At 33.4% G+C, this 26,057-nt stretch carries 21 protein-coding genes and 1 tRNA gene; 10 read left to right on the forward strand and 12 right to left on the reverse strand.

Features of this window, described 5'->3' with window-relative positions:
• Positions 1 to 6: 6 nt before the first annotated feature.
• The 8 genes from ftsA (at position 7) to QO200_RS02545 (ending at position 7,635) form a co-directional block, all read left to right on the forward strand.
• The gene (ftsA, locus tag QO200_RS02510) at positions 7 to 1,389 is read left to right on the forward strand and encodes a cell division protein FtsA (RefSeq protein WP_371535925.1); all 1,383 of its coding nucleotides are present in this window, start codon (positions 7 to 9) and stop codon (positions 1,387 to 1,389) included.
• Positions 1,390 to 1,448: 59 nt separating this feature from the next.
• Positions 1,449 to 3,383, forward strand: a complete 1,935-nt coding sequence (ftsZ, locus tag QO200_RS02515) for a cell division protein FtsZ (RefSeq protein WP_371535927.1) — start codon at positions 1,449 to 1,451, stop codon at positions 3,381 to 3,383.
• 312 nt (positions 3,384 to 3,695) lie between these two features.
• Positions 3,696 to 4,145 (forward strand): GatB/YqeY domain-containing protein, encoded by a 450-nt coding sequence (locus QO200_RS02520; RefSeq protein WP_371535930.1) that lies wholly within the window; start codon positions 3,696 to 3,698, stop codon positions 4,143 to 4,145.
• Positions 4,146 to 4,230: 85 nt separating this feature from the next.
• Positions 4,231 to 4,304 (forward strand) — tRNA-Arg (locus QO200_RS02525).
• Between the two features lie 371 nt (positions 4,305 to 4,675).
• Positions 4,676 to 5,014 carry a helix-turn-helix domain-containing protein gene (locus QO200_RS02530; protein ID WP_371535932.1) on the forward strand — a complete coding sequence of 113 codons (339 nt, stop codon included), beginning with the start codon at positions 4,676 to 4,678 and terminating at the stop codon, positions 5,012 to 5,014.
• Between the two features lie 345 nt (positions 5,015 to 5,359).
• On the forward strand, positions 5,360 to 5,731 hold the full coding sequence (locus QO200_RS02535; protein ID WP_371535935.1) for a hypothetical protein: 372 nt from the start codon (positions 5,360 to 5,362) through the stop codon (positions 5,729 to 5,731).
• A gap of 525 nt (positions 5,732 to 6,256) precedes the next feature.
• Entirely contained in the window at positions 6,257 to 7,066 is an 810-nt protein-coding gene (locus QO200_RS02540; protein ID WP_371535938.1) for a zinc-dependent peptidase, read from the forward strand.
• A gap of 137 nt (positions 7,067 to 7,203) precedes the next feature.
• Positions 7,204 to 7,635, forward strand: coding sequence for a CBS domain-containing protein (locus QO200_RS02545; RefSeq protein ID WP_371535941.1), 432 nt, complete (start codon positions 7,204 to 7,206; stop codon positions 7,633 to 7,635).
• Between the two features lie 63 nt (positions 7,636 to 7,698).
• Here the strand turns inward: QO200_RS02545 and rpe are convergent, their stop codons facing one another.
• The 11 genes from rpe to QO200_RS02600 form a co-directional block, all read right to left on the reverse strand.
• Positions 7,699 to 8,361 (reverse strand): ribulose-phosphate 3-epimerase, encoded by a 663-nt coding sequence (gene rpe / locus QO200_RS02550; RefSeq protein WP_371535944.1) that lies wholly within the window; start codon positions 8,359 to 8,361, stop codon positions 7,699 to 7,701.
• Positions 8,362 to 8,539: 178 nt separating this feature from the next.
• Positions 8,540 to 9,154 carry a hypothetical protein gene (locus QO200_RS02555; RefSeq protein ID WP_371535946.1) on the reverse strand — a complete coding sequence of 205 codons (615 nt, stop codon included), beginning with the start codon at positions 9,152 to 9,154 and terminating at the stop codon, positions 8,540 to 8,542.
• Between the two features lie 612 nt (positions 9,155 to 9,766).
• Positions 9,767 to 10,630, reverse strand: coding sequence for an RNA polymerase sigma factor RpoD/SigA (locus tag QO200_RS02560; protein ID WP_007137700.1), 864 nt, complete (start codon positions 10,628 to 10,630; stop codon positions 9,767 to 9,769).
• A gap of 77 nt (positions 10,631 to 10,707) precedes the next feature.
• The gene (locus QO200_RS02565; RefSeq protein WP_371535950.1) at positions 10,708 to 12,438 is read right to left on the reverse strand and encodes a hypothetical protein; all 1,731 of its coding nucleotides are present in this window, start codon (positions 12,436 to 12,438) and stop codon (positions 10,708 to 10,710) included.
• Positions 12,426 to 13,604 carry a DUF4249 domain-containing protein gene (locus QO200_RS02570; protein ID WP_371535953.1) on the reverse strand — a complete coding sequence of 393 codons (1,179 nt, stop codon included), beginning with the start codon at positions 13,602 to 13,604 and terminating at the stop codon, positions 12,426 to 12,428. Before QO200_RS02570 ends, QO200_RS02565 begins: the two co-directional genes overlap by 13 nt.
• A gap of 21 nt (positions 13,605 to 13,625) precedes the next feature.
• Entirely contained in the window at positions 13,626 to 16,412 is a 2,787-nt protein-coding gene (locus tag QO200_RS02575; protein ID WP_371535955.1) for a TonB-dependent receptor domain-containing protein, read from the reverse strand.
• Positions 16,413 to 16,416: 4 nt separating this feature from the next.
• A complete protein-coding gene (locus QO200_RS02580) occupies positions 16,417 to 17,169 on the reverse strand; it encodes a hypothetical protein (RefSeq protein WP_371535957.1) in 753 nt (250 codons plus the stop codon).
• Positions 17,170 to 17,330: 161 nt separating this feature from the next.
• Positions 17,331 to 19,472 (reverse strand): polyribonucleotide nucleotidyltransferase, encoded by a 2,142-nt coding sequence (locus QO200_RS02585; protein WP_371535958.1) that lies wholly within the window; start codon positions 19,470 to 19,472, stop codon positions 17,331 to 17,333.
• Positions 19,473 to 19,623: 151 nt separating this feature from the next.
• On the reverse strand, positions 19,624 to 19,890 hold the full coding sequence (gene rpsO / locus QO200_RS02590) for a 30S ribosomal protein S15 (protein ID WP_007137711.1): 267 nt from the start codon (positions 19,888 to 19,890) through the stop codon (positions 19,624 to 19,626).
• Positions 19,891 to 19,997: 107 nt separating this feature from the next.
• Positions 19,998 to 20,939: an energy transducer TonB gene (locus QO200_RS02595; RefSeq protein WP_371535960.1), complete on the reverse strand. Its 942-nt coding sequence runs from the start codon at positions 20,937 to 20,939 to the stop codon at positions 19,998 to 20,000.
• Between the two features lie 34 nt (positions 20,940 to 20,973).
• Positions 20,974 to 21,429, reverse strand: a complete 456-nt coding sequence (locus QO200_RS02600) for a GAF domain-containing protein (RefSeq protein WP_371535961.1) — start codon at positions 21,427 to 21,429, stop codon at positions 20,974 to 20,976.
• 72 nt (positions 21,430 to 21,501) lie between these two features.
• Between QO200_RS02600 and xrtF the strand changes: the two genes are divergently transcribed.
• Positions 21,502 to 22,053 (forward strand): exosortase family protein XrtF, encoded by a 552-nt coding sequence (gene xrtF / locus QO200_RS02605; protein WP_371535962.1) that lies wholly within the window; start codon positions 21,502 to 21,504, stop codon positions 22,051 to 22,053.
• The gene (locus QO200_RS02610) at positions 22,040 to 22,471 is read left to right on the forward strand and encodes an exosortase F system-associated protein (RefSeq protein ID WP_371535988.1); all 432 of its coding nucleotides are present in this window, start codon (positions 22,040 to 22,042) and stop codon (positions 22,469 to 22,471) included. The genes xrtF and QO200_RS02610 overlap by 14 nt, the downstream gene beginning before the upstream one ends.
• A gap of 109 nt (positions 22,472 to 22,580) precedes the next feature.
• On the opposite strand, the gene QO200_RS02615 is transcribed toward QO200_RS02610, so the two are convergent.
• Entirely contained in the window at positions 22,581 to 26,003 is a 3,423-nt protein-coding gene (locus QO200_RS02615) for a DUF2126 domain-containing protein (protein ID WP_371535963.1), read from the reverse strand.
• Between the last annotated feature and the right edge of the window lie 54 nt (positions 26,004 to 26,057).

Raw genomic sequence — 26,057 nt, forward strand, 5'->3', positions numbered from 1 at the left:
TAGATAATGGAAAAAGAGAATGTTGCAGTGGGTCTAGATATTGGGACTACAAAAATCGTTGCCATGATAGGCAAGAAAAATGAATATGGTAAATTGGAGATTCTAGGAGTTGGTAAATCTAAAAGTTTAGGTGTTGCCAGAGGAGTGGTAAATAATATTACACAAACCATTCAATCAATCCAACAAGCAATTCAAGAAGCTGAGAATAATTCAGGTTATAAAATTAAGGATGTTGTAGTAGGTATTGCAGGTCAACACATACGCAGTATTCAGCATACGGATTATATCAGTAGAAATAATCCTGAAGAAGTGATAGGAGGAGCTGATATTCAACTTCTAATTGATCAAGTGAATAAATTGGCCATGTTGCCAGGGGAAGAAATAATTCATGTATTACCTCAAGAATTTAAAATTGATGGTCAATCTGAAATCAAAGAGCCTATAGGAATGTACGGCGGAAGATTAGAATCTAGTTTTCACGTTGTAGTAGGACAAGCATCATCAATTAGAAATGTGGGGCGTTGTATCCAAAGTTCAGGAATTGAATTGTCCGGATTGACATTGGAACCATTAGCATCTTCTGACGCTGTATTGAGTCAAGAAGAAAAAGAAGCTGGAGTTGCCTTAATCGATATTGGTGGAGGAACAACAGATTTAGCTATTTTTAAAGACGGAATTATACGCCACACGGCAGTAATCCCTTTTGGAGGAAATGTGATTTCTGATGATATAAAAGAAGGATGTTCAATCATCGAAAAACAAGCAGAATTATTAAAAGTAAAATTTGGTTCAGCTTGGCCAGGTGAAAATAGAGATAACGAAATTGTTTCTATTCCTGGATTAAGAGGAAGAGAGCCAAAAGAAATTTCTTTAAAAAACTTGTCAAAAATAATTCACGCACGTGTTGTGGAGATTGTGGAGCAAGTTTTTACGGAAATCAAAGCGTATGGACATGAAGACCCTCGCAAGAAATTAATTGCAGGAATCGTTCTTACAGGTGGTGGTGCGCAGTTGAAACATATTAAACAGTTAGTAGAATACATCACAGGGATGGATACCAGAATAGGATATCCAAACGAGCATTTAGCTGGTGACTCTGACGAAGAATTCTCTAGCCCATTATATGCGACAGCAGTAGGACTAGTAATGAACAGCATTGAGAATAAAACACAAAGTGCGGTGAGAATGGATGAGATAGCTCCACCAAAAGCAGCGGTTTATCGCGCTCCTGTTGTTGAAAGTTATGATAGAAGAGAAGAAGAGGAAGAGGAAGAGGTTCAAACAAGAACTAAAGCGAATAAAGAAGAATCTACTGGAGACAAAATAAAAAGATCATTTTTTGATCGTTATGTTGACAAGATTAAAGATTTTTTAGATAACGCAGAATAAGGGCATCGACCCAAAGAAAAAATACAACAATTAATAATTAATATCAAAAACCAAATAAAATGATGAGCAACTCAGAATTTGGAAGTATTTCATTTGATTTACCAAAAAACCAATCAAATGTAATCAAAGTAATTGGTGTAGGTGGAGGCGGAAGCAATGCTATAAACCACATGTTTAAACAAGGAATTAAAGGAGTAGACTTTATTGTTTGTAATACTGATTCTCAGGCATTACAAAGCAGTTCAGTTCCTAATAAAATTCAGCTAGGTGTGAACTTAACTGAAGGACTGGGTGCAGGAGCAAATCCTGACGTGGGTCAACAATCAGCTATAGAAAGTATCGCTGAAATCGAAAAGATGTTGGACCGCAATACTAAGATGGTTTTTATCACTGCAGGAATGGGTGGTGGTACCGGTACAGGGGCTGCGCCAGTAATTGCACAATTAGCTAAAGAAAGAGAAATTCTTACTGTAGGTATTGTAACACTTCCATTCTTATTTGAAGGTAAAGTTCGTCAAGAGCAAGCTAAAATAGGAATCGAGAAATTACGCAAACAGGTAGATTCCTTAATTGTTATCAACAACAATAAATTAAGAGAAGTATACGGAAATCTGGGTTTCAAAGCTGGGTTTTCAAAAGCGGATGAGGTTTTGGCTACTGCGTCCAGAGGAATTGCAGAAGTTATAACACATCACTATACTCAAAATATCGATTTACGTGATGCTAAGACAGTTTTGTCTAATAGCGGAACTGCGATAATGGGATCGGCTGTTTCCGAAGGTGAAAACAGAGCTAAAGAGGCGATTGTGTCTGCTTTAGATTCTCCTTTACTAAATGATAATAAAATCACAGGTGCCAAAAACGTATTGTTGCTCATCGTTTCAGGTTCTAATGAAATCACTTTAGATGAAATAGGGGAAATTAATGACCATATTCAAAATGAAGCGGGTCACAATGCCAATATTATTATGGGTGTTGGTGAAGACGAAACATTAGGTGATGCCATTGCAGTTACTATTATTGCAACGGGATTTGATATTGAACAACAAAACGGAATTGTAAATACAGAGCCAAAAAAAATAATTCATACATTAGAGGATGAGCAAAGAAGTGTTCATAATCTATCACAGAATACAGTAGCGGCATTTGATTTAAATGCTGAGAAAACGGTTTCAAATTCTGATGATAGAGTTGTTTTTGATTTAGTAGAAGACGATGAAACTCCAGAAGCTATTGTTCCTGTTGCAGGAAACGAAGACGTGATGGCAATGTCTGAGTTTATTAAGAACTTAGATGTTACATTCGAAATCGTTTCTCCTATTAAGGATATTGATTTCACTTTTACTTCTCCAAAAGCGGCAGAAGTAAAAGAAGTACAACAGCCTAAAGCGGTAGAAAGACAAGAACAAACTACTTTCTCTTTTGATTTGCCAATACACAAACCTGAACCAGTACAAAAAGTGGAAGAGGATAAAGTATTGTTTGAAGTGACTAACGAAACACGTGAGATTAAGGTAAATCAACCAGTTCAATTTGTGCCTGTGACTGAAGTAACAGACAAAGGAATTATCAAATATTCTCTTGAAGAGTATATGGACGCTGAGGATAATTTTTCGACATCTAAACCAGTAGCAAAAGTAGTGGAAGAAGTCATTCCTGCAGAGTTAAATATTACAATGAAGCAAGTTGATAAGACTACAGAGGCGCCTTCTAGATTCGAGGAAATTTCTCCTATGGAAATGACAATTGAAGAAACTTTGAAGCTTAGAGCTGATGAGAGAAGAAAGAAACTAAAAGAATTCAATTATAAGTTTCATAACAATGTTTCTAAAATTGATGAGTACGAAAAAGAACCTGCCTATAAAAGATTAGGGATAGATATTTCAAATACACAGTCAAACAATACAAATTCGAGAATCTCAGTTGGGACTGATAGCAACAACGATTTACAGTTGCGTTCTAACAACTCTTTTTTACATGACAATGTAGATTAACATTCACATAAACCAATATGATTTAACCCGAAAATTGAATTTAATTTTCGGGTTATTTTTTTTATCTTCGCACACACAATGTGGGGTTTTATTTTATGAGCCTAAATCCTGCTGTCGTTTCAAGCTTTTTCTCAAAAATGCTTTTTTCAAAGTCCTTAAAAGAGCTTCCTTTGGTCGCTTTTTAAGTTCAAGAAAAAACGCAATTTCTCATAAAAGGCTTTTCACTACCATCAGGGGCAAATAAAAAGAGCTTTTTGCACAAATGACTAATAAGTAAACTAAGCAGCATTGCTTAATCAAATAAAAACAAAAATGAGTTTATCATTACAAATCATGGACGATATTAAAACTGCCATGAGAGCTAAAGACACAGTAGCTTTAGAAGCTTTAAGAGCGATTAAATCTGAAATTCTTTTAGCCCAGACAGCTTCAGGTTCAAAAGAAGAAATCTCTTCAGCAGACGAGATTAAATTACTTCAAAGATTAGTAAAAACCCGTAAGGACAGTGCTAAAATTTTCACGGAGCAAAACCGTATGGATTTAGCTGAACCAGAATTGGCACAAATCGCAGTAATTGAAAAATTCTTGCCCGCGCAATTGAGCGAAGCAGAAGTAGAAGTGGTGATTGCAAAAATCATTGCAGAAACAGGTGCTTCAGGCATTGCTTCTATGGGAAAAGTGATGGGATTAGCATCAGCTCAACTTGGAGGAACTGCCGAGGGAAAAACAATCTCTGCAATTGTAAAGAAACTTTTAGTTTAAGATATAGTTGCTGAATTTGGAAAATAGGTTAAAAGGTTTTAGTTCAAAAATCAACAATCGTTAATCCAAAATCAGCAATTGATTAGGCTGCGTAGTTCAACTGGATAGAATATCAGATTTCGACTCTGAGGGTTGCAGGTTCGAACCCTGTCGCGGCCACTAACCCCTATTATTAAAGTCGCTTGGATTATACTGAAAATGTATTGCCTAGCGCCTTCGGTACTTCGTGAAGTATTGAAATAAATCTCAAATGTATTACTATAGTAAAAAAAGAGTGTTTACTTCCCACAAAACTACCTAATGAATTTTAGTGGGAAGTTAACATTGAAAACATTAAGCAAAGACGATTACATTCGCGCCGATGGCACTTGTGTCTTATTCATGCAAATCTTTCTAAGCGGATATATTTTTAGTATCTTTATTATGTATTGGTTGCTAGTTAGTCAAATGTAGTATTTTGTTTATTTAAATTAAATTTTAGCACACTAAAGTTTACTTTAGTAGTATTATTTATATTAATTACAAATACTATGTATAACGAAAAACTAAGATTATTTTTTAAAAAAGAAGGGATTTCACAGAAAGAAGCATCGGATAGACTGGGCCATGCTCCAGCCATGATGAGTAGATTCTTAAGTGGAGTAAGTGTATTTGATGTAAAATTTATAGTAGCTTTAGTTCGCGAGTTTCCACACATTGACTTAAACTATATTTTTAGTGATCAGGAAAATGATACAGCAAAAGAGTCAGCTTCAAACATTACTACTGATTTAAACGAAACAGATCTAGTAAAAGAATTAGGAATAATACAGGAGAAACTATCACATATCAAAAACATTTTGTCAGACAAAGGGCCAATTACAAAATAGATTTTATTTTGTTTACTTCCCATAAACTACCCAACACATTTTAACAATGCTTATATCTATGGACTTCACAAGCTTTAAAGAAACCCTGTCGCGGCCACATTTAATAACGCAAACTCTTTATTAGTAAGGGTTTGTGTTTTTTGTTTTTTAAATCTAGTCAGTATTTAGTCAGTAATTGTGATAAACCTTAAAAAAACCTTTTTTTCAATATAAATCAGTCAATTAATTTAATCTGTAAATAGATTAATCTTTATTTGAATTATGCGTAAAAAGAAATTGCCTTATATCGTTAGATACATTCGATACAATTTGAATTGTATTTTAATTTATTGTTTCGTATTGTGATTGAAGAGGATAATTTTACAAAACAGTTTAAAAACCGTAATAATTGAAACTCTACACCTTTTAAGTCTTTCAGAAGTGGAGCAGTACAATGCGGCTTGGTCTATGGGTGTTCAAGTAGTTAGCAATATCAAAGACGATATAGCCATTAATCTTTATGTAATTAATGACTCTTACTGTAAGATGTATTATGATATGAAGACAAATAAAATCCTCTACAAACAGAGTTTTAGAAAAGGGGCTCGGTTAGATAAATACCTTGACAAGATTAAAATAAAAAAGGCGTTCCGTTATGGTTCGCCTTTCTTGTTTAAACAGGTAATATTATTTGTGTTGGTAGCAATACGTATCTCCCTCTTCAGAAACGCAATGTAAACATCGTGTTCCAGTACTCTTAGCAGTTGCAGAACATTGTGCCCACTTACACTCAACGGTTTCGGTATTTTTTTTGGTGATTTGTACTTCAGGATTTATTATGTTATTGGAAGTAAAGCCTAGAAGACCAAAAGATAATACTAACGTAAATAATATTTTTTTCATTTTTTTTGTTTAGATTATTAATATTTCAAACGTAACCTTTTATAACTACCCCTACAATACCCACTTTTAGTGGTATTTAGATTAAAATAATCATTCTGTATTCGAAGTATGTGTAAAAAGAAACTACCTTATTTTATGAGGTACATTAGATAATCTCTGAACTGTGTCTTTAATTTATTTTTTTGCTATTTCAGTGGAGTTCTTTAAGATGTGTGTTAAGTGTTTAAGGGTGCGGGTTTAAATCCTTTCGTGGCCAATAAAATGAAAGTAACAAATGAAAGATAAGTTTTGCCATTTTGTTGCTGATTTGTTTTTAAAATGTAATAGTTTTGAAGATGCAACACCACAAAGAAAGTAAAGATGATTAGTGTTATTCAATTTTTTCTAATTGCTCTGCTTGGCATTATTGTCGTCATATTAATTGTCGAACCAGTATATGTGCTAATTTTTAATAAACCACTCTATATTCATTGGTATCCGTTTAAGCGAAAACTTAGTCCTAAACAACGAGCTGTGTTAAGCAAGGAAAGTGTTTTTTACCAAAATTTGTCAGCTAAGAAGAAGCTTTTTTTTGAACATCGTACGGCTACTTTTATCGCTAAATATGAATTTTTTGGAAAAGGTGATTTTATTGTAACAGAGTATAGCAAAGTTGTAATCGCTGCTACATATGTAATGTTGACTTTTGGGATGCGGCATTATTTGATTGCCGTTTTTAATAAAATAATCATTTATCCTGAACCTTATTTATCTACAATACGTAATGAGTACCACAAGGGCGAATTTAATCCACGATTTAAAGCTGTGGTTTTCTCATGGAAAGACTTTCAGGAAGGATATTATTGCGATAATGACAATCTAAACTTAGGGATACATGAGTTTGCTCATGCTCTGTATTTTCATGGATTGAAGAGCAGGGATCAAAGCGGTATTGTTTTTTCGAGTACTTATGTTAAAATACAAGAATACTTAGTACAACCTAAGATACTGGAGCAGGTTATTTCCTCTAATTACTTCAGGATTTATGCTTATACAAACCAAGTGGAATTTTTGGCCGTGATTTTAGAACATTTCTTCGAAACACCTCATGTTTTCAAGAAAGAGTTCCCGGAGCTTTATAATTATGTTAGAGAGATGATTAATTTCGACGAAAAAGATTCTAATTCCTAAAATTCAGGTTTTTAGAAAGATATCTACACCCTTACTAATTGTGAAATTATTGATCGCTATCGATTTTTGATTGTGGCAGTTTGTTGTGATTTGCGTTTTTAGTTGTAAATTTAAGTTTAATTAAAAACGATGATGTCATGAAACAGAATGTACCAGTGTCCGTAATTATGACTAAAAATATAATCAAGCTGAATCTTTCGGATGATTTAACCAAAGCCGAGGCCTTATTTAAAAAGCATAACATTAGGCATATTCCAGTTGTCAATGAATACAAAATAGTAGGGTTACTCAGTTATACTGATTTGCTTCGAGTGTCTTATGCTGATGCGGTCGATAGCGAGGAACAGCATGTGGAGTCTATTGTATTTAATATGTTTTCTGTGGGACAGGTAATGGCCAAAGATATAATTGTGATTTCTCCAGAAACCACTATAAAAGAAGCTGCTGAAATCTTATCTAAAAATGAATTTCATGCATTGCCCGTGTCTGATAATGAGGCATTGGTTGGTATCGTTACGACTACAGATTTAATAAAATATTTAGTGGAGCAATACAAAGAAGAAATATAAAAGAAATTCCCGTACTGAACTTCTAGCACGGGAATTCTTTTTGTTTTATAAAAAACCATTGTTTTAAATGGTTGTCAACTTTTTCAAATTGGCAATAGTTTCGGTAGGGTTTTCAGCCTTAAACACATAACTTCCGGCTACTAGAACATCTGCTCCAGCTTCTACAAGTTGTTTTGCATTTTTATTGGTAACACCACCGTCAATTTCAATAATAGTATTGGCTCCTTTTCGCTTGATAAGTTCTTTTAATTTTCTTACTTTATCATAAGTGTTTTCTATGAATGATTGTCCGCCAAATCCAGGATTCACACTCATGATACAAACTAAGTCAATGTCATTAATAACATCTTCTAATAAGTCAACACTAGTATGCGGATTTAAAGCAACTCCAGCTTTCATTCCTTCGGCTTTAATCGCTTGCAATGTTCTATGTAAATGGGTACATGCTTCATAGTGTACACATAAGATATTTGCTCCTAGGTCGGCAAAAGTTTTAATGTAGCGATCTGGGTCGATAATCATTAAATGGGCATCTATTGTTTTTTTTGCATGTCGTGAAATAGCTTCAAGTACTGGCATTCCAAAAGAGATGTTAGGTACAAAAACTCCATCCATGATATCAATGTGGAACCAATCTGCTTCACTATTATTAATCATTTCTATATCCCGTTGCAGGTTAGCAAAATCGGCAGCCAAAACTGAAGGTGCAATAAGTGTATTTTTCATAGTAGTTGTAATAGGTGTTGTTTTTGCAAAGATAGTTTTTAAAAATAAAATCACTTTAAGATAAATAGGATTTTAAAATAATAAAATTTTGAAAAGGTATTAAAAGCAGTAAGGGTATTCAAAACAAATTTATGTTCTAAATACCCTTGCTGCTTTTTTATAAATTACAACTTATGTCTTATGGCAATTTGGATAAATTAAGTTTTTGTATATAAGTTTTTAATTCTTCTAATTGCATTTTATTGCCTTCGAGGCTCACCTGATATCTATCATTATAAATGAAAGTTATCGAAGAGCTCTTATCTGAATCAGGATTAGTGTCGTTTTCTGTTATGGATCTAACACCATTGATTACCTCTGTTTTTTTGGTTTTAGTACCCTCAATTGATTCTGTGTCCATGGCAATTGACATATGAGTCATTGCTATTAAAGCACTTCCTGATTCACCTGCTCCATCAAAAATAGAGATTTTTACATTCTTAGCATTACTGTCTCCATATGTTGCGTCAGAGGAGCTTAACCCAACCATTGAGGCATTACCTGCGTTAAAACTGCTTCTTTTCAGATTTCCTAATTCGTCAGTAAGCACTTGCTTAAATACTTCGTTAGAAACTGGTTTAATTTTTTTTAATTTTTCAGTTTGCTTTTCATACTCTTTCATCGAGTCAGCAGCTTTATTCAGTTTGTTAACATTTCGTACTGCTTCTATTAAACTAGGCTCTTCTTTTTTTACTTCATTATCTTTACAAGCAATTATACTTAGCAAAGTAAGAGCTACAATAAGTTTTTTCATGTCAAATTTTTTGGTTTTAAAATTTAAAGATATAAATTAATGTGTTTGATAGTAGTGTTATCTGTTAATTTATTTTTATCTAATTGTTGTGTTTGTATATGGAATTACTGTACTCTGTCTTTGTTTTGGAAGGATTTCAATCAGCTTAATTCTCAAAATTCGAGATTAAAAAAATGGAGGCAGTGCACTTGTAATGTTGAATAGGGGGGTGAGAGTCTAAAAAAATAGTTTAAAATAAAAAACTCCAGACTCGATACTGAAAGTAGAATAGAGCGAAGCTAAACCCGAGCGATAGCGAACTGACCGCGAGTTTTATTTCCCTAAAAAATAAAACTCCGGATACCCGAGAGTTTAGCTCTAACAGACCGAGAGTTTTACTCATAAAAAGTAAAATTCCGGTAATCAGTCGGAGTTTCAATCATCACACGAGGAGCGAAAGCGACGAACTGGCGAAGCAATCAAAAAAGGTGATTTTTTGATTGATGAAAATAAAAAACTCCGGTAATCAGCCGGAGTTTCAATCATCAATCAAAAAACGAACAGTCAATCAAACTGTTGTTCATTTTGAATTAAAATGTTTAATAGTTTAAAGATTTTAATTGGGGAATATTTTTAACCTAGGTAGGTTTTTAGTATTTTACTTCTAGAAGTATGTTTCAGTCTACGGATTGCTTTTTCCTTGATTTGACGCACACGCTCACGTGTTAGGTCGAAAGTCTCTCCAATTTCTTCAAGAGTCATTGGGTGTTGGTCACCAAGTCCAAAGTACAAACGAACTACATCAGCCTCTCTTGGAGTCAATGTTTCTAATGAACGTTCGATTTCAGTACGTAAAGATTCGTGGATTAATTCTCTATCTGGATTTGGAGATTCACCTGAACGTAATACATCGTAAAGGTTAGAATCTTCTCCTTCAACAAGAGGTGCATCCATTGATAAGTGACGACCAGAGTTTTTCATAGACTCTTTTACGTCATTTACTGTCATGTCAAGTTCTTTTGCAATTTCCTCAGCAGAAGGTGGACGCTCGTTAGATTGCTCTAATAAGGCATACATTTTGTTGATTTTATTGATAGAACCAATTTTATTTAAAGGCAAACGAACGATACGAGATTGTTCTGCCAAAGCTTGTAATATTGATTGACGAATCCACCATACAGCGTAAGAGATGAATTTAAAACCACGAGTTTCATCAAAACGTTGAGCCGCTTTGATAAGACCTAGATTTCCTTCGTTAATTAAATCAGGAAGTGTTAATCCTTGATTTTGGTATTGTTTTGCTACCGAAACAACGAAACGTAAATTTGCTTTTGTTAATTTTTCAAGGGCTTTTTGATCCCCAGCTTTAATCTTTTGTGCTAATTCTACTTCTTCGTCAGCGGTAATAAGGTCAACTTTTCCAATTTCTTGTAAATATTTGTCTAATGAAGCAGTTTCACGATTAGTTACCTGCTTGGTGATTTTAAGTTGTCTCATGATTTTTGTGTCCTCAGTTTTTAAGTGTACAAGTAGTTATACGTATGAAGTTGCAAAAAAGTTACAAAAGAGTGAATTTATTTTACATTAAATGTTTCTTTAAGTGAAATTGCCTTTCCAGTTTCTGTAAAACCTTCAATGGTAACTTCAAATGTGCCTGTAACATCTGATGTGTAGAATGAAATCTCTTTGTTGAGATCAGCTGCAGGTATCCATGAAAGCTGATTTCTATAATCGGGAATTCTTTTATTTTTTTTGATATCTGAATAATCAATTTTATTGTACTGTTTTTTAATTGAAGGCCTTTGGGTTGATGGTTTCAAAATATAGTTTTCTTTTATATCACTTGTAAATTGATTGTTGGTCGTGGTAAAGCTGATTAACCCATTAAAAAAACGAGGGCCTATATAATATGTTCCCGCAATAACACTAATCTTATAGATATTTTTCATGTTGTAATTAAAGAGTTCGTTTACATTTTGCAAAAGCAGACCATCAATTAATACTAAGGCTGGCTCAGGTAATTGCGGATATATAGTATAATCATTTACATGTAAAGAGTAATTGTTGTTCTTATTCTTATAATATAGTTCTTTAGTGATCTCTGTGAGGTTTTCTTTTAATGTTGGAAATCGGGTGAAATCATCAAGGATATACTCTTTTGCAAGGGGGTAGTAAAATGGATTTGAATCATTTAGTGTGCTGATACTATCTTTACTTCTTTGATAATATGCGTTTTCAATCTGGTTTGTTATAGAGCGGTCTAATAATGTTTGTTTCAGGTTAGCTGATAAGGTAAAATCAGACTGAATACTTAATTTAGAATAGTCAGGGTTATTGGGTTTGTCAAGCTCAATGGTATAATTATCTGTATGTTCGTTTATTACCTGCATAACTATATTAGGATTATAGTAGGCCTTGTTTAGGTTAAAAATAAAATGCCCCGTTTGATCTGTTTCTACAATTTTAAAAGCAGCTGATTTTCCAGGCAGAGACAATGCAATAGTTATGTTTTGAAGATTGTCAGATTCTTTTACTGATACTACTCTTCCAGAAATCATTTCTCCGCGAAGTTCAGGTAGTATTATCTTTTTTTGAGCGTCTAGCTTATCTGGGTTTGTGGTAGCGGAGACTTTAGTAAATTCATTTGCAGTAGTCTGATTTACTGTAGGTAGTTCATCTACTTTTCTAACAGAAAGCGAATAACTTCCACTTTCGTTATTTATAATTGAAGGGGTGATTTTTACAGTAACTCGTTCTCTATTAGTATAAGTTTTTTTGTTTAGTTCTATTCCTCTTTTTTGACTTGCTGATGATTCTTGATAAATTGTATTTTTTGCAATTGTTAAGCTATCTGAATTTTTCTGACTTAGCTTATTTGTTGAAAAGCCAGTTTCATTTGTTTGATATGGATTTATAATTTTTATGTCTATTTGGAACATTTTTGAAACGGGTAAATTTAGCATCCAACTTGTATAGCCAATTAGTTTGTAATTCCCGGTCTGTAGAGTTGTAGGTATAAAGTAATCTCCTTCGCCCGTTGCGTCTTCTAGGAATATTTTGTCCTTAAATACAGAGTTATTATTGTTGTCTATAAGTTCAACATAGGCTAATTTGCTAACTAGGCTAGGCGTTTTATCTGTGGTTTTTATACAATAGAGCTTATAAAACAGGGTTTCACCAGAAACGAGTGTAGTTGTATTTATATGTATAAATAGTGTCTCATCTACGGTGATTACTTCTTGCGCTATAGTTAATTGTGTATTAATTAATACAAACAATAGGATTAGGTGCTTTAATTTGTCCAAAATGATGGTATTTTATTAGATGAAAATGATGTGCAATCTCCGCATTCTACAGGGGTTAAAATATAATTCGAGCTTTCATTAGAAATATAACTCATTAAGTTATTTTGGATGTTATAGATCATGCTAGGTCCTGAACAGTCAATTCCTCTAAAGCAGAAGAAAAATGGTATGTTATCACATTCAACAATGTAAGGAGGTTTTGGTTGGCTAGGGAATAAGTCATTGTAATTGAAAAAGATTCTTTTAGAAGAAGTAGATGCAACATCAAAATAGCCAATAACTTTGGTGTTAGAATCACTAATACATCTTATATTACCGGTTATTACACCTGGTTGTTTTGGAGATAAAACGCTTGAAGAGCTCGATATATCTCTCATCACTTTATGGAAATTATAAGCTTCTAAATTTTCTACGTATTGTTTAACTAAGATGCTATATCTTTCTCCTATGATATAATTATTTTGATTTATGAATCTAATTGGGAGGTTTACTCTGTCTTCTGTTTGGTCATTTGTATTTAGTAATATAATATCTGTTGAGTTTTTAGTTAAATAACAAATCCTTGTATTTATTGAGTTGGGGATCAGTTGTATAGATTCGGGTCCAGTTGCTGTTAGTTTCAATGAGGACCATCTTGGCGCTACAATTTTATATGTTTCTTCATATTCATAGCGGTAATATTTTGAAGTGTTTGTAGGGTCGTAACTGTTAACATTAATTTGGACACCAATTTCATTGTCTTTATTTGTAGTAATGGTTGGGATAATGCTTCCTATGGGAGTGACCGTTGTTAGAGTTTCTGGAGTCGATTGATATACTTTACCGTCAGTAGTTTTAATTTCTAAGGTATATTCTCTATTGGGCAAAATTTGAAAAACAGATTGGGATATGTAAATGCCAGATTTTTCATTAAATTTATATTGGTTATCGAGATTGTCTTTAAGGATGACTATGGCATCTTTTTCGGTTTGCACTCCATCATCTTCAAATCGAGCAGTTTTAGAAATTTTTATTTCTTGATTTTTAAGTTCATTTGTTAAAGTAGCCTCGACGACAATTGCTTCTTCGTATGTATTAGTTAGTAAGGGGTATGTTTCAGTACAGCTACTAATAATGGTTACTAATAGAAGTAACAATAATATAGGTTTAAGGTTGTATATTTTCATTTCTTTAAAATCGTTTGATGATTAAAATTTAAAATTATAAGTAATACTTGGTACAGGTATTGAAAAAATAGATGTTTTATATCCTTTTATCTCCCCGTTTTTGTCAGTATTAAAATAAATTGAATACGGATTACTTCTTCCTAAAACATTATAGACGGATATATTCCAAAAACTATGCGCTAGCTTTTTTATTTTATGATTCCCTTCGATATTTATACCTATATCTAGACGGATGTAATCAGGGATTCGGTATTGATTTCTGTCACTGTATAAAGTGTAGTCTGAGTTGCCATAATGGAAGGTTCCTATGGGATAGGTTATTGGTCTTCCGGTTTGGTATAAAAAGTTAGTCGATAAGCTATAACGTTTTGTGAATTTATAATTTAAAACGGCACTTAAATCATGAGGCTTGTCAAAATTGGCAGAAAAGTAGTTGCCATTGTTTACTGTTTCAGAGCTAAACTCACTGTCAAGTTGGATAAAAGTTCGAGAGTAGGTATATCCAATCCACCCATTTAAACGGCCTAATTGTTTTTTTAATAAAAACTCAACTCCATAGGCTCTTCCTTTACCCTGCAACAACTCTGTTTCAACATTTTGGTTTAATAATAATTGAGCACCCACTTTATAATCAAGAATGTTTTCAGACGTTTTATAATAGCCTTCTAAGCTAAGTTCAATATCGGCAGTATTTATGTTTTTATAAAGTCCTAGCGAAAATTGTTTTGCGCTTTGTGGTTTGACATTGGTGTCAGATAATTTCCAAGTATCGGTTGGTGATTGAGTAGTATTGCTTGATAGAAGATGGATGTATTGTCTGGTCATGTCATAACCTGCTTTAATCGAAAAGTCATCAGTGATAAAGTAGCGTGCTGCTAAACGGGGCTCTATTCCGCCATAGGTTTTTATAAACTCATTATTATTGTAATGTTTAGTTCCTATTGCTGTTTCATCACTCAAAGGTAGACCTTGCTGATATATATTTACATCTGCTTCTCCCATGGAGGCATAAAAAGAATATCTTAATCCTAAATCGATTAGTAATTTTTTACTTATTTTATAACTGTCAGATAAATAAATGGCAGATTCTAATGCCTTTTCTTTTGCAATGTCTGTCGAAATCAAAGTCGCATCTGGATTTGTGGGATGTTGATAACCTGGAGAGATATTATATAATTTAATTGATATTCCGTAAGAAATTGTGTGTTGTTTGTTAAGGGAATAATTGAGTTTTAACATCAATTGTGATTCATTTACTTTGTATCCAAAATCAAAATCGTTGGTGTTGTTTGAGTTGTAGTCAATATTAAACTTGTATTCACTATTTGTAAAAATTAATGCAGCTTTGTTTCTCTTGTTAAAATCATGGTCCCATTTTACAGATGCAAGTCGATTACTGTATTTATAAACAGAATCAGAACTAATGCTAAAACGGTCATGACTATAGTAAAGAGTTGTCTCAAGGGAATTGTTTTCATTGAGAGTATTGTTGTACTTAAGAATTCCGTCATAAAAACCAGCTTGACTGTTTTTTAAATCTTCATCGTCTAAAGATTTTAATATCCAATCAGAGTAGGTGGCCCTTGCTCCAAGAAGAATACTAGACTTCCCTTTTGTTATAGGAGTACCAATAGTTAGATTTGATGTTATAGGACCTATGGCTCCTTCACCAGAGAATTTATCTGGATCGCCATTTTTTGTTGTAATATCGAATACTGAAGATAATCTACCTCCAAACTCTGCTGGAATACTTCCTTTATAGATTTCAGCTTTTCGAGCTGTATAGGGATTTATAGCAGAGAAAAATCCTAAAAAATGTTGCGGATTATACATTACTGCATCATCTAATAGAATTAAGTTTTGGTCTTCTTTTCCTCCTCTTACATTAAATCCAGCAGAACCTTCTCCAGTAGTTTTTATTCCAGGGAAAGTAGTTGCTATTTTTAAAATATCTCGTTCTCCCAGTATTAGTGGAACATTTTTCATAGCTACTAAATCGATGGAAACCAGTCCTGAAATAACAGTTTCTGTAGTTTTTGCCCTTCCGTTTTTTACTATTACTTCATCTAATAAGTTGGTGTCTTCTTGAACTTCTATGTCAAGCAATCCATCATTATAAACCATTACTGTTTGCGTAATTTTTTTGTAGTTTATTGATTTTATCTCTATAATATTAATACCTATCGGGACTTGTAATGTATAATAGCCTTGATTGTCACTTGTAGCACTTATATTTTTCCCTTTTATGTTTATGTAGACATTTGGCTCAGGTTTATTAGTAGCTCCATTTTTTATATATCCAGATATGTTGCAAGATGTCTTGTCTGTTATGTCAGATTCTTTACCGATAAATTTAATAGATGCGTTTCTTTTTGAACCAAAATTCTTAATTGAATCATATTGCTTATAAAATATTGGGTTTTGGAACCCTTTGTCACTCGCTTTGTCTGAGCTACTTGAATTTGAAGTAGCAAAATAGTTTGACGGTAGACTATCGTGAATTCGGTTATTGTTTGTTAATATTATTTTCTGGTCAAGAATCAGAAAATTAATATTTGTAGTGCTAAATGTTTTATCCAGTAACTCTTCGATAGAAATGTTAGTATAGCTGGCAGTTACTAATTCCTTATTTGCTTGGATCCATTCTGGTTTAAAGTAAAATTTGTAAGAGGACGAATTTTCAATAGTTTGAATGATGGTTGTCGAGTCAGAATTTTTAAATTCAAATGAGAATTTATCTTTTGTTTCCTGAGCAAGGACTATTTGATTGGAAATCAGAATGAATATTATTAACAGCAGTTTTCTCATTGGTTTATTTGGTTGTATTGGTTTGAGAAATATTAATATATTTCATTAGATTTATCATAAATTGACTGTAGTCAGCTATTTTTAAATTTCTATGCGTTGAGTAAAAATCATTAATTCCTTTTTTTTGGTGTGAAAAGATTTTTATGATATCGTTTTTGCTGTCTGTGTTGTAAAAAACATTTTCAAAGGAGATGAAAAATTGATTGTCTTCTGGAAAATTATAATACACTCCATCATCATTTATTCTTTTAGCAAGTTTTTTTTGATGTTTTATATAAAAGTTGAAATTGTCATTAATCCTTTCTAGTTGATAATAGCCGGTCGTTAATTGAGCTAAGGAAGATTCATTTTGATTGATTTTAACGAAGTTTTTATTATTGAGATAAAAAGAGTCTATTTTATCTTGTATGAGGGTTATACCAATATGTTCAGACTCTCCGTAGGGATTTAATATTAGTTCATCTTTGTAAATATTATATTTAATATTTACGTTGTAGTAATTTTGTCCCTCATAATTGATGTTACCAATAGTGTATTTATTAGTAACAAGGTACATGTTATTTGTTCCAATTGTTTTATAATTATCGGTATAGAACGGTCCATTATTTATATCTAAATTTTCCCGGCCTACTATGTTGTCAAACCAATTGTGTAGCGATTCTTCTTGGTTTGTCTGACTATTTGCTATAAAAGTATTACAAATTAGAGATAATAAGAAAACAGAACGTAATCGATTTAGGAATTTTAAAATTGCCATACGTATTTTTAATTTGTTGAAAAGAAAGGTTTTTAACAAATATATAAGTATTTTCGGAATTTTGTGATATTTTTTATTTCTTTTTTTTAAAACAAAAACCCCATTTCAAATGAATGAAATGGGGTTTTTTATAAATAAACCTTTAGTAAACTAAGATCTGATTACTCTTTTCTTTCCTCACGTGGAGGTCTTGGCAAAAGTGCTTTTCTTGACACTTTTTCTTTTCTTGTTTTTGGATCCATACCTAAGTATTTCACTTGAAAAACATCGCCCATGTTGACAACGTCAGAAACATTTTCTGTACGTTCCCATGCTAGCTCAGATACGTGAAGCAATACTTCATTTCCTGGAGCTTCTAGGTATTCTACTACTGCACCAAAATCAAGCATTTTGATTACTTTCACATCATATGCTTCATTCATTTGTGGTTTGAAAGTGATCGACTTAATTTTAGCCAATACTGCTTCAATTCCAGCAGGATCTGTTCCTAGAATTTCAATAACTCCTTCTTCAGTAGTTGGATCTTCATTGATAACAATTGTTGTTCCAGTTGTTTTTTGTAATTCTTGAATCACTTTTCCACCAGGTCCAATTAATGCTCCAATAAAAGCATTAGGAATTCTTCTAGTAATAATTTTTGGAGCGTAAGCTTTAACATCGTCTTTTGGAGTTGCCAAAGTTTCGATTAGTTTTCCAAGGATATGTAAACGACCATCACGAGCTTGCGCTAATGCTGCTTCCATAATCTCGTATTTCAAACCGTCAATTTTGATGTCCATTTGACAAGCTGTAATTCCTACAGAAGTACCAGTTACTTTAAAGTCCATATCTCCTAAGTGATCTTCATCACCAAGAATATCAGACAATACAGCATAACGATCTCCGTCAGTAATTAATCCCATAGCGATTCCAGAAACTGGACGAATCATTTGAATACCAGCATCCATCAAAGATAGAGTTCCAGCACAAACTGTTGCCATAGAAGAAGAACCGTTAGATTCTAAGATTTCAGAAACCACACGGATTGTATAAGGACAATCAGCAGGAATCATATTTTTTAACGCTCTTTGCGCTAAGTTTCCGTGACCTACTTCTCTTCTTGAAGTTCCTCTTAAAGGACGAGCTTCACCAGTTGAGAAAGGAGGGAAATTATAGTGCAAGTAGAATTTTTCTTCACCTTGTTGAGATGGAGAGTCAATTTGGTTAGCTTCTCTAGATGTTCCTAAAGTTGCTGTAGCCAATGCTTGAGTTTCTCCACGTGTAAACAATGCAGATCCGTGTACAGATGGTAAGTAATCTACTTCACACCAGATATCTCTGATCTCTGTAGTTTTTCTTCCGTCTAAACGTGTTCCTAAATCTAAGGTTACGTTACGAACTGCTTCTTTGTTAGTTTTCTTGAAGTATTTAGAAACTAATTCTCCATCTACTGCTAATTCTTCTTCAGTAAATAAAGCTTTAACTTCTTCTTTCACTTCGTCAAATGCCGCTGTACGTTCTTGTTTAGAAGAACCTTTGCTTGCAATAGCGTAGATTTTATCGTAAGATGCTGCTTTTACTTTAGCGTAAATAGCTTCATCTTCTCTTTCTCCTTCGTATGTACGAACTTCTTTTTTACCAAAAGCAGCTTGCAAACGCAGTTGAGCCGAAATTTGGTTTTTGATATGTCCGTGAGCAAATTTAATTGCTTCTACCATTTCTGCTTCAGAGATTTCTTTCATTTCACCTTCTACCATTGCGATAGAATCCATAGAAGCTCCAATCATCATATCGATGTCAGATAATTCTAATTGAGCACGGCTTGGGTTGATGATGAATTGTCCATCAACTCTACCAACTCTAGCTTCAGAAATTAATGTTTCAAAAGGAATGTCAGATAATGCTAAAGCTGCTGATGCTGCTAAACCTGCTAATGCATCTGGCATTACATCTTCGTCATGAGACATTAACTGAATCATAACTTGCACTTCTGCATGGTAGTCATTTGGGAAAAGCGGACGTAAAACACGGTCTACTAAACGCATTGTTAATACTTCGCTATCACTTGGTCTTGCTTCTCTCTTGAAGAAACCACCAGGAAAACGTCCTGCTGCAGCAAATTTTTCGCGGTAATCTACCGTTAAAGGTAAAAAGTCAATACCAGGACTTGCTTTTCTTGAAGATACAACTGTACCTAAAATAACAGTTTTTCCTATTCTTATTAATACAGATCCGTCAGCTTGTTTGGCTAGACGACCTGTCTCGATTGTGATGTTTCTTCCATCACCTAAATCGATAGTTTCTACAAATAATTGTGGAATCATAAATTTAATTTTTTAGTTAAACATGGGTTTTAGTTGTGTTGTAGTTGTTGTTTTGCGTAGTTAATGCCTAAAACCCAATGAAAAACCAAACTTTTTTTATTATTATATATAAAACAAAAAGAGGCACTCTCGCGCCTCTTTAATGTATTGATTATTTTCTGATACCCAATACTTTGATAATCTCACGATATCTGTTGATTTCTTTCTTTTTCAAGTAATCCAACAAAGATCTTCTTTTTCCAACTAGCAATACTAGTGAACGCTCTGTGTTATAATCGTGACGATTTTTTTTCAAATGTTCTGTTAGGTGGCTAATCCTGAAAGTGAACAAAGCAATTTGAGCTTCTGATTTTCCTGTGTTTGTTTTTTCTCCGTGTTTTGCGAAGATTTCTTCTTTAATCTCTTTAGTTAAATACATTCCAATATTTGTTTAATGATTTTTATGTATGTCTCACAGCTATTGTAAGACGGGTGCAAAAGTACTATTTATTTTGGAGAAATCTAAAACAAATTTAATAATTAATATTATTTTGCAATTGTAATAGGAAGGGAGTAGAGAACTCTTACAGGTATTCCTCTGGTTATTCCCGGAATCCATTCTTTGTAATTATTTAAAACTCTAGTTGCCTCTTCATCTAACCCGTAGCCAAGGCCTCTTATAATTTTGACTTCAACGATACTGCCATCCGTTTCAATTACAAATGTTAAGTATATTTTTCCATAAACTGTGTTTCGAGCAACTTTTGGAATTCTCATTGTTCTTCCAATATAGCTATAGAAATTTTTTATTCCTTTTTTTGGTACAGGAGCTTGGTAAACTGTTTTATAAGTGTGTTCGATATTTGATGAGTCAATACTTGTTCCTGATATTAATTTGCTGTTTTCATAGCTTTCGACGTAAGTATAGTTTGGTTTTTTGCTGCGTCCTTTCCAAATTCCATCATGAAATCCATTTTTTATTTTTCCACTTTCGAAAAATCCATCATTTAAATCTTCATAATCTCCATTGCCATCAATGACTGTTTGAACATTTTCTGTATTCCAGAATTGATTAACTTTAGAATCGGAGCTAGTTTCTTTTTGATTTTCTGGATATTGAATTTCAGATTTGGTTTGTCCGTTCTCATACCATTTGTACTGTTTTCCGCTTGGTCTAGATTTTATATAATTTGAAACTGTTTTTTTATTGCCGTTTTCATAGTAATATACAAACTGTCCCTCTTTTATTAAATAGTCTTTATTGCTAGATGTTCCAGCCATTTCTAAAGCTCCTGACTTATAATAATTAAGAATTTTGTAAGTATTCTTGTCAGTATAATAGTCTTTTATAATTCTATAATAGCTATAATTATCTTCTGTTGATTCTTTCCAGATAGAATCATAGTAAACAATTTTACTAACTGGAGTTTGTGAGGATGATAAAAGGGGAATTAAAAATAATAAAGCGGGATGTAAATTTGATTTCATAAATGTTTTTAATAAAGAAATAAATTTAATACTATTAGTACAACTTAGCAATTTCTTTATTTACAGATTCTAAAAAGCGTTCGTCAGCTTCAGTGAATGGATCAATAACATGACTATCTATGTCGATTTGACCAATATTCTCTCCGTTTACAAACAAAGGGACTACGATTTCTGATTTTACCGTAAAACTGCAGGCAATATAATTGTCTTGAGCCGCAACATCTGGAACGACAAAATTGTCATTAGAAACTGCAACTTGTCCGCAAATTCCTTTTCCGAAAGGGATTACTGTATGGTCCGTTTCTGCTCCTACATAAGGTCCCAGATGAAGTGTTTGGGTTTCTTGGTTTGCAAAGTAAAACCCAACCCAGTTGTAATATTCTACATTGTCCTTTAATAGTTGACAAACGGATAAGAGTTTTTCGTCTCTAGAAAGACTAGTATTTAATGTAATTGCAGTTACCTTTGGTTGTAATTCCTGAAATGTCATATTTTCTGATTTTTATACAAAAGTATTTAAAGTCCCGTTTAAAAATTATATAAATTTGTTAAAAAATAGATTTTGAAAAAACATTTTATTCGTTACAAACCTTTCTTACTTTTTTTGAGCAAGTTTTTTTTTACTTTTATAATTCTTACAGTGCTGTACCAAGTTTTTTTGAGTAGTTTCGAAGATAATAGGACTGATTCTGTTACTAAATCAGTAGCGAGAAATACGGAACAGTTGTTGGGCTTATTTCATACTGATATAACTATAGAAGAAAATACAGAGGAAACATTTATTAAATTAATTTATAATAATAGGTACGTTGCCCGGATGATAGAAGGGTGCAATGCTATTAGTGTTATTATTTTATTTATTGCATTTGTTGTTTCATTCTCAGGAAAGTTGAAGCCTACTTTACTTTTTATTTTTGGTGGAAGTGTAGTGATTTATATATTAAATGTGATACGAATTGCTTTACTGACGGTCTTAATTTATTATTTTCCAAAGCAAGAATCTTTGCTACACGGCGTGTTGTTTCCTCTATTTATTTATGGCGTAGTTTTTATCTTGTGGGTAATTTGGGTGCGTAAATTTTCATTATATGCTAAAAAAGATGCTGTTGCATAAGTTAAGAATTGTTTTGGGGTTAGTGTTTGTCGTTTTGCTCGCTGTGGTGCGGGCTTACGAATACCAATTGTTTTACGACCCTTTTTTGAATTATTTTAAAAGTGATTTTAATACTTTGCCATTACCTTCTTTTGATTCTTTTCAGTTAACTATGGGACTGCTGTTTCGTTACGGGTTAAACACAGCTTTGTCGCTAGGTTTAATTTATGTACTTTTTAAAGATAGTGGGATGATTAAGTTTGCTTCGATGCTGTATGCCTTTTTCTTTCTAGTTTTAGTTTCCTTATTCTACATCATAATTTATTTCTATGGGGCTCATAATAATCTGATGCTTTTTTATGTCCGCCGATTTCTTATTCAGCCTATTTTTGTGATTTTGTTTATCCCAGCATTTTATTTTCAAAAGCTAAGTAGATAGTTTTGTTGATTCTTATAAAAATTAAAAATCTGCAAATATTTTAAAGCATCTTAAGTTAGATTTTTTTAAATATTTGCAGATCCTCACACAATTGATGTGTTTTAATTATCTATTTCTTTGCTTTCCAGTAATGCCTTAAATCTAATGTATAAGGATATTCAGGATTAATAAGCTCTATAGGAGTGTCAGGTTTAAGTTCTGATTTAGATTCTACTAAAAATCTAGAAGTCGCGGCTTGATTTGATATTGCTTCTGTTCCTATTTCTGCAATAGTTGTAGAAGGTGTGTGGCCAAAATCCCAAAAACGGCTCATTTTTCTTGATTCTGCTTCAAAGCTATTTACAGGGTAGGTGTCAAAACTTCTTCCTCCAGGATGATTGACAAAATAAGTACAACCACCAATAACTTTATTATTCCAAGTATCAACTAAGTCAAAAACTAGCGGTACGTCAATACCAATATTTGGATGCAATGCGGATGGTGGATTCCAGGCTTTGTAGCGAATTCCAGCTACGTACTCTCCTTTTGTTCCTGTGCTCCTTAATGGAATTCTACATCCTTTACATAATAAGATATGGCGGTCAGGTACTATTCCAGAGACTTTAACTTGCAAACGTTCTAATGAAGAATCTACAAATCGTGAAGTTCCCGTGCTAGAAAGTTCTTCTCCAAGTACGTGCCAAGGCTCAATTCCTAATCGGATTTCTAATTGAACATTATCAATCGTAACATTACCATGATGTGGGAATCTAAATTCGAAAAATGGGTCAAACCAAGAAATGTCAAAGTTATATCCAGAATCTTTTAGATCGTTCACCACGTCAATCATGTCTAAATAAGCGAAATGAGGAAGTAAAAATTTGTCATGCAACTCAGTTCCCCAACGAATTAGTTTTTTCTCGTAAGGTTCTTTCCAGAATTTAGCAACTAATGCACGAACTAATAAATTTTGAACTAAATTCATATGTTTGTGTGGTGGCATATCAAAAGCGCGTAACTCTAAAATACCCAATCTTCCCGTTGATGAATCTGGCGAATATAATTTATCGATACAAAATTCAGTTCTATGCGTGTTTCCCGTGATGTCAGTTAATAAATTTCTAAAAATTCGATCCACCATCCAAAAGGGAACTTCTTTGTCTTTTGGAATTTGTTCAAAGGCAATTTCCATTTCGTATAGCTTCTCATCTCTTCCTTCATCTATTCGAGGTGCTTGACTCGTAGGTCCAATAAAAGGGCCTGCGAATAAATAGCTTAAAACGGGATGATGTTGCCAATAAGTTATTAAGCTTCGTAATAAGTCAGGTCTTCTTAATAACGGACTGTCTTCTGGCTTTTCAGCTCCTAATGTTACGTGATTTCCTCCACCAGTTCCGGTATGACGACCATCAACCATGAATTTATCTGTTCCTAAACGACATAAAAAGGCCTCTTCATATAAAGCAGAAGTGTTATCAACTATTTCTTGCCACGTTTTTGCGGGATGCACATTCACTTCAATTACACCAGGATCTGGAGTAACCATCATTTTCTCAACTCTATAATCGGTTTTAGGTTGGTAACCTTCAATTCGTACTGGCATTTGTAATTTTTCTGCCGTAATTTCTATTGAAGTAATTAAGTCGATATAATCTTCTAAATAATCGGTTGGCGGTAGAAAAACATATAGCATTCCATCACGTTCTTCTATACACATTGCTGTAATAAAAGTGTCAACTTCAAATACGGTTTCGTCTTTTTCTTCGCTCTTTTTCTGCTTCTCTTCTTTTTTGGATAAAACTCTTTTTGCTGCTTCAAATAGTTTCGAAATAGTTCCGTAACGTTTTTTCACCTTTTCATCATAATCACCTAGAGCAGGTAAATCTTCAAATAAGCTTCTGTCTACAACAATTTCTCTCTTGTTTTTAGAAGTTTTTGGAAGCGAGTCTAATGGTAAACGCAATCCAATTGGGGAGTTACCAGGAACTAAAAAACAATTTCCTCTTCTAAATTCCCAAGCACAGCTTTCCCAATTGTCAGCGACATGGTCCTTTCTTATTGGCAGAACAAATCCTGCTGGATTATTCAAGCCTTTTTCTAAAAGCATCGCTAGCTTGTGTCTTTCTACAGAATCTTTTAAATTTACTTTTAAAGGGTCTATATTAACAGGAAGTTTTCCTTCTTCTAAAGCCCAATAAATTGGGTCTTCATAAGTTGGAGTTACGTTTTTAGGATCAATTCCTAAATGTTTAGTAAGTTCAGTTGCAAATTTTTCAGCATCATGAAAGGTGAATTTTGTATCTCCTTCTTTTGCTACTAAAGCATCATTTTTCCATAACGGCAAACCGTCTTTTCTCCAGTATAATGCATATTGCCAACGAGGGAATAATTCGCCGGGATACCATTTTCCTTGTCCAAAATGGATAAACCCTCCGTGGGCGAATCGCTGTTTTAAACGAAGTGCTAAGTCATAAGCTAGTTTTCGTTTCAGTGGCCCATCTGCAGCAGTGTTCCATTCAGCACCTTCAAAATCATCAATAGAAACAAAAGTGGGTTCTCCACCCATGGTCAAGCGTACATCACCTTCAATTAAATCTTTTTCAACATCATTTCCTACTTGCATAATGTCTTCCCATTGCTTGTCAGAATAGGGTTTTGTTACGCGTGGATCTTCATGTATACGGGTTACTGTGTTTTCAAAATCAAAGCTAACTTCACATTTTTCTGTCGCACCAGTTACAGGCGCTGCACTTTCATAATGAGGTGTGCAACACAATGGGATATGTCCTTCACTTGCAAAAAGGCCGGAAGTTGGATCAAGCCCAATCCATCCAGCACCTGGTAAATAGACTTCAACCCAGGCATGTAAATCTGTAAAATCTTTTTCAGGTCCAGAAGGTCCGTCTAGAGATTTAACATCTGGAGCTAATTGTACAATATATCCAGAAACAAATCGTGCAGCTAATCCAAAGTGGCGTAAAACATGAATCAATAACCAAGCAAAATCTCTGCAAGATCCGCTCTTGATTCGTAAGGTTTCTTCGGGTGTTTGCACCCCAACTTCCATTCGTAAATTATAACTAAGTTCTTTGTAAACGGCTTGATTGATTGAGACTAAAAAATCATTTGTTGGTAATGATTTGTTTAGTTTTAAACCATCCATAAATTTTAGAAAAATAGGGCTTTCTTCGGTTAAATTTAGGTAAGCGGTTAACTCTTGCTGAAGCATTGGGTCATATGTAAAAGGAAATTCCTCTGCATATTCTTCTACAAAATAATCAAATGGGTTAATAACTTGCAATTTTGCAATTACTTCCACTTCTACCGTTAGCTCTTTAATTTTTTCAGGAAAGACGATACGGGCTTGATAATTCCCAAAAGGATCTTGTTGCCAATTTATGAAATGATTTTCTGGAGATATTTTAAAAGTATAGCCTTCTATAGCTGTTCTTGAATGTGCTGCAGGACGTAGTCTAAAAACATGTGGGAATAACTTAACACTGCGGTCAAACGTATAAGTTGTTTTGTGGGAAAGCGCAATTTTAACAGCCATGATGTAAGTATTTTGTTTTTGACAATTTAATTAAAAAATATGTTATTAATATAC

Origin of the sequence: Flavobacterium sp. Arc3 (assembly GCF_041431375.1) — a bacterium.
Lineage (GTDB): Bacteria > Bacteroidota > Bacteroidia > Flavobacteriales > Flavobacteriaceae > Flavobacterium.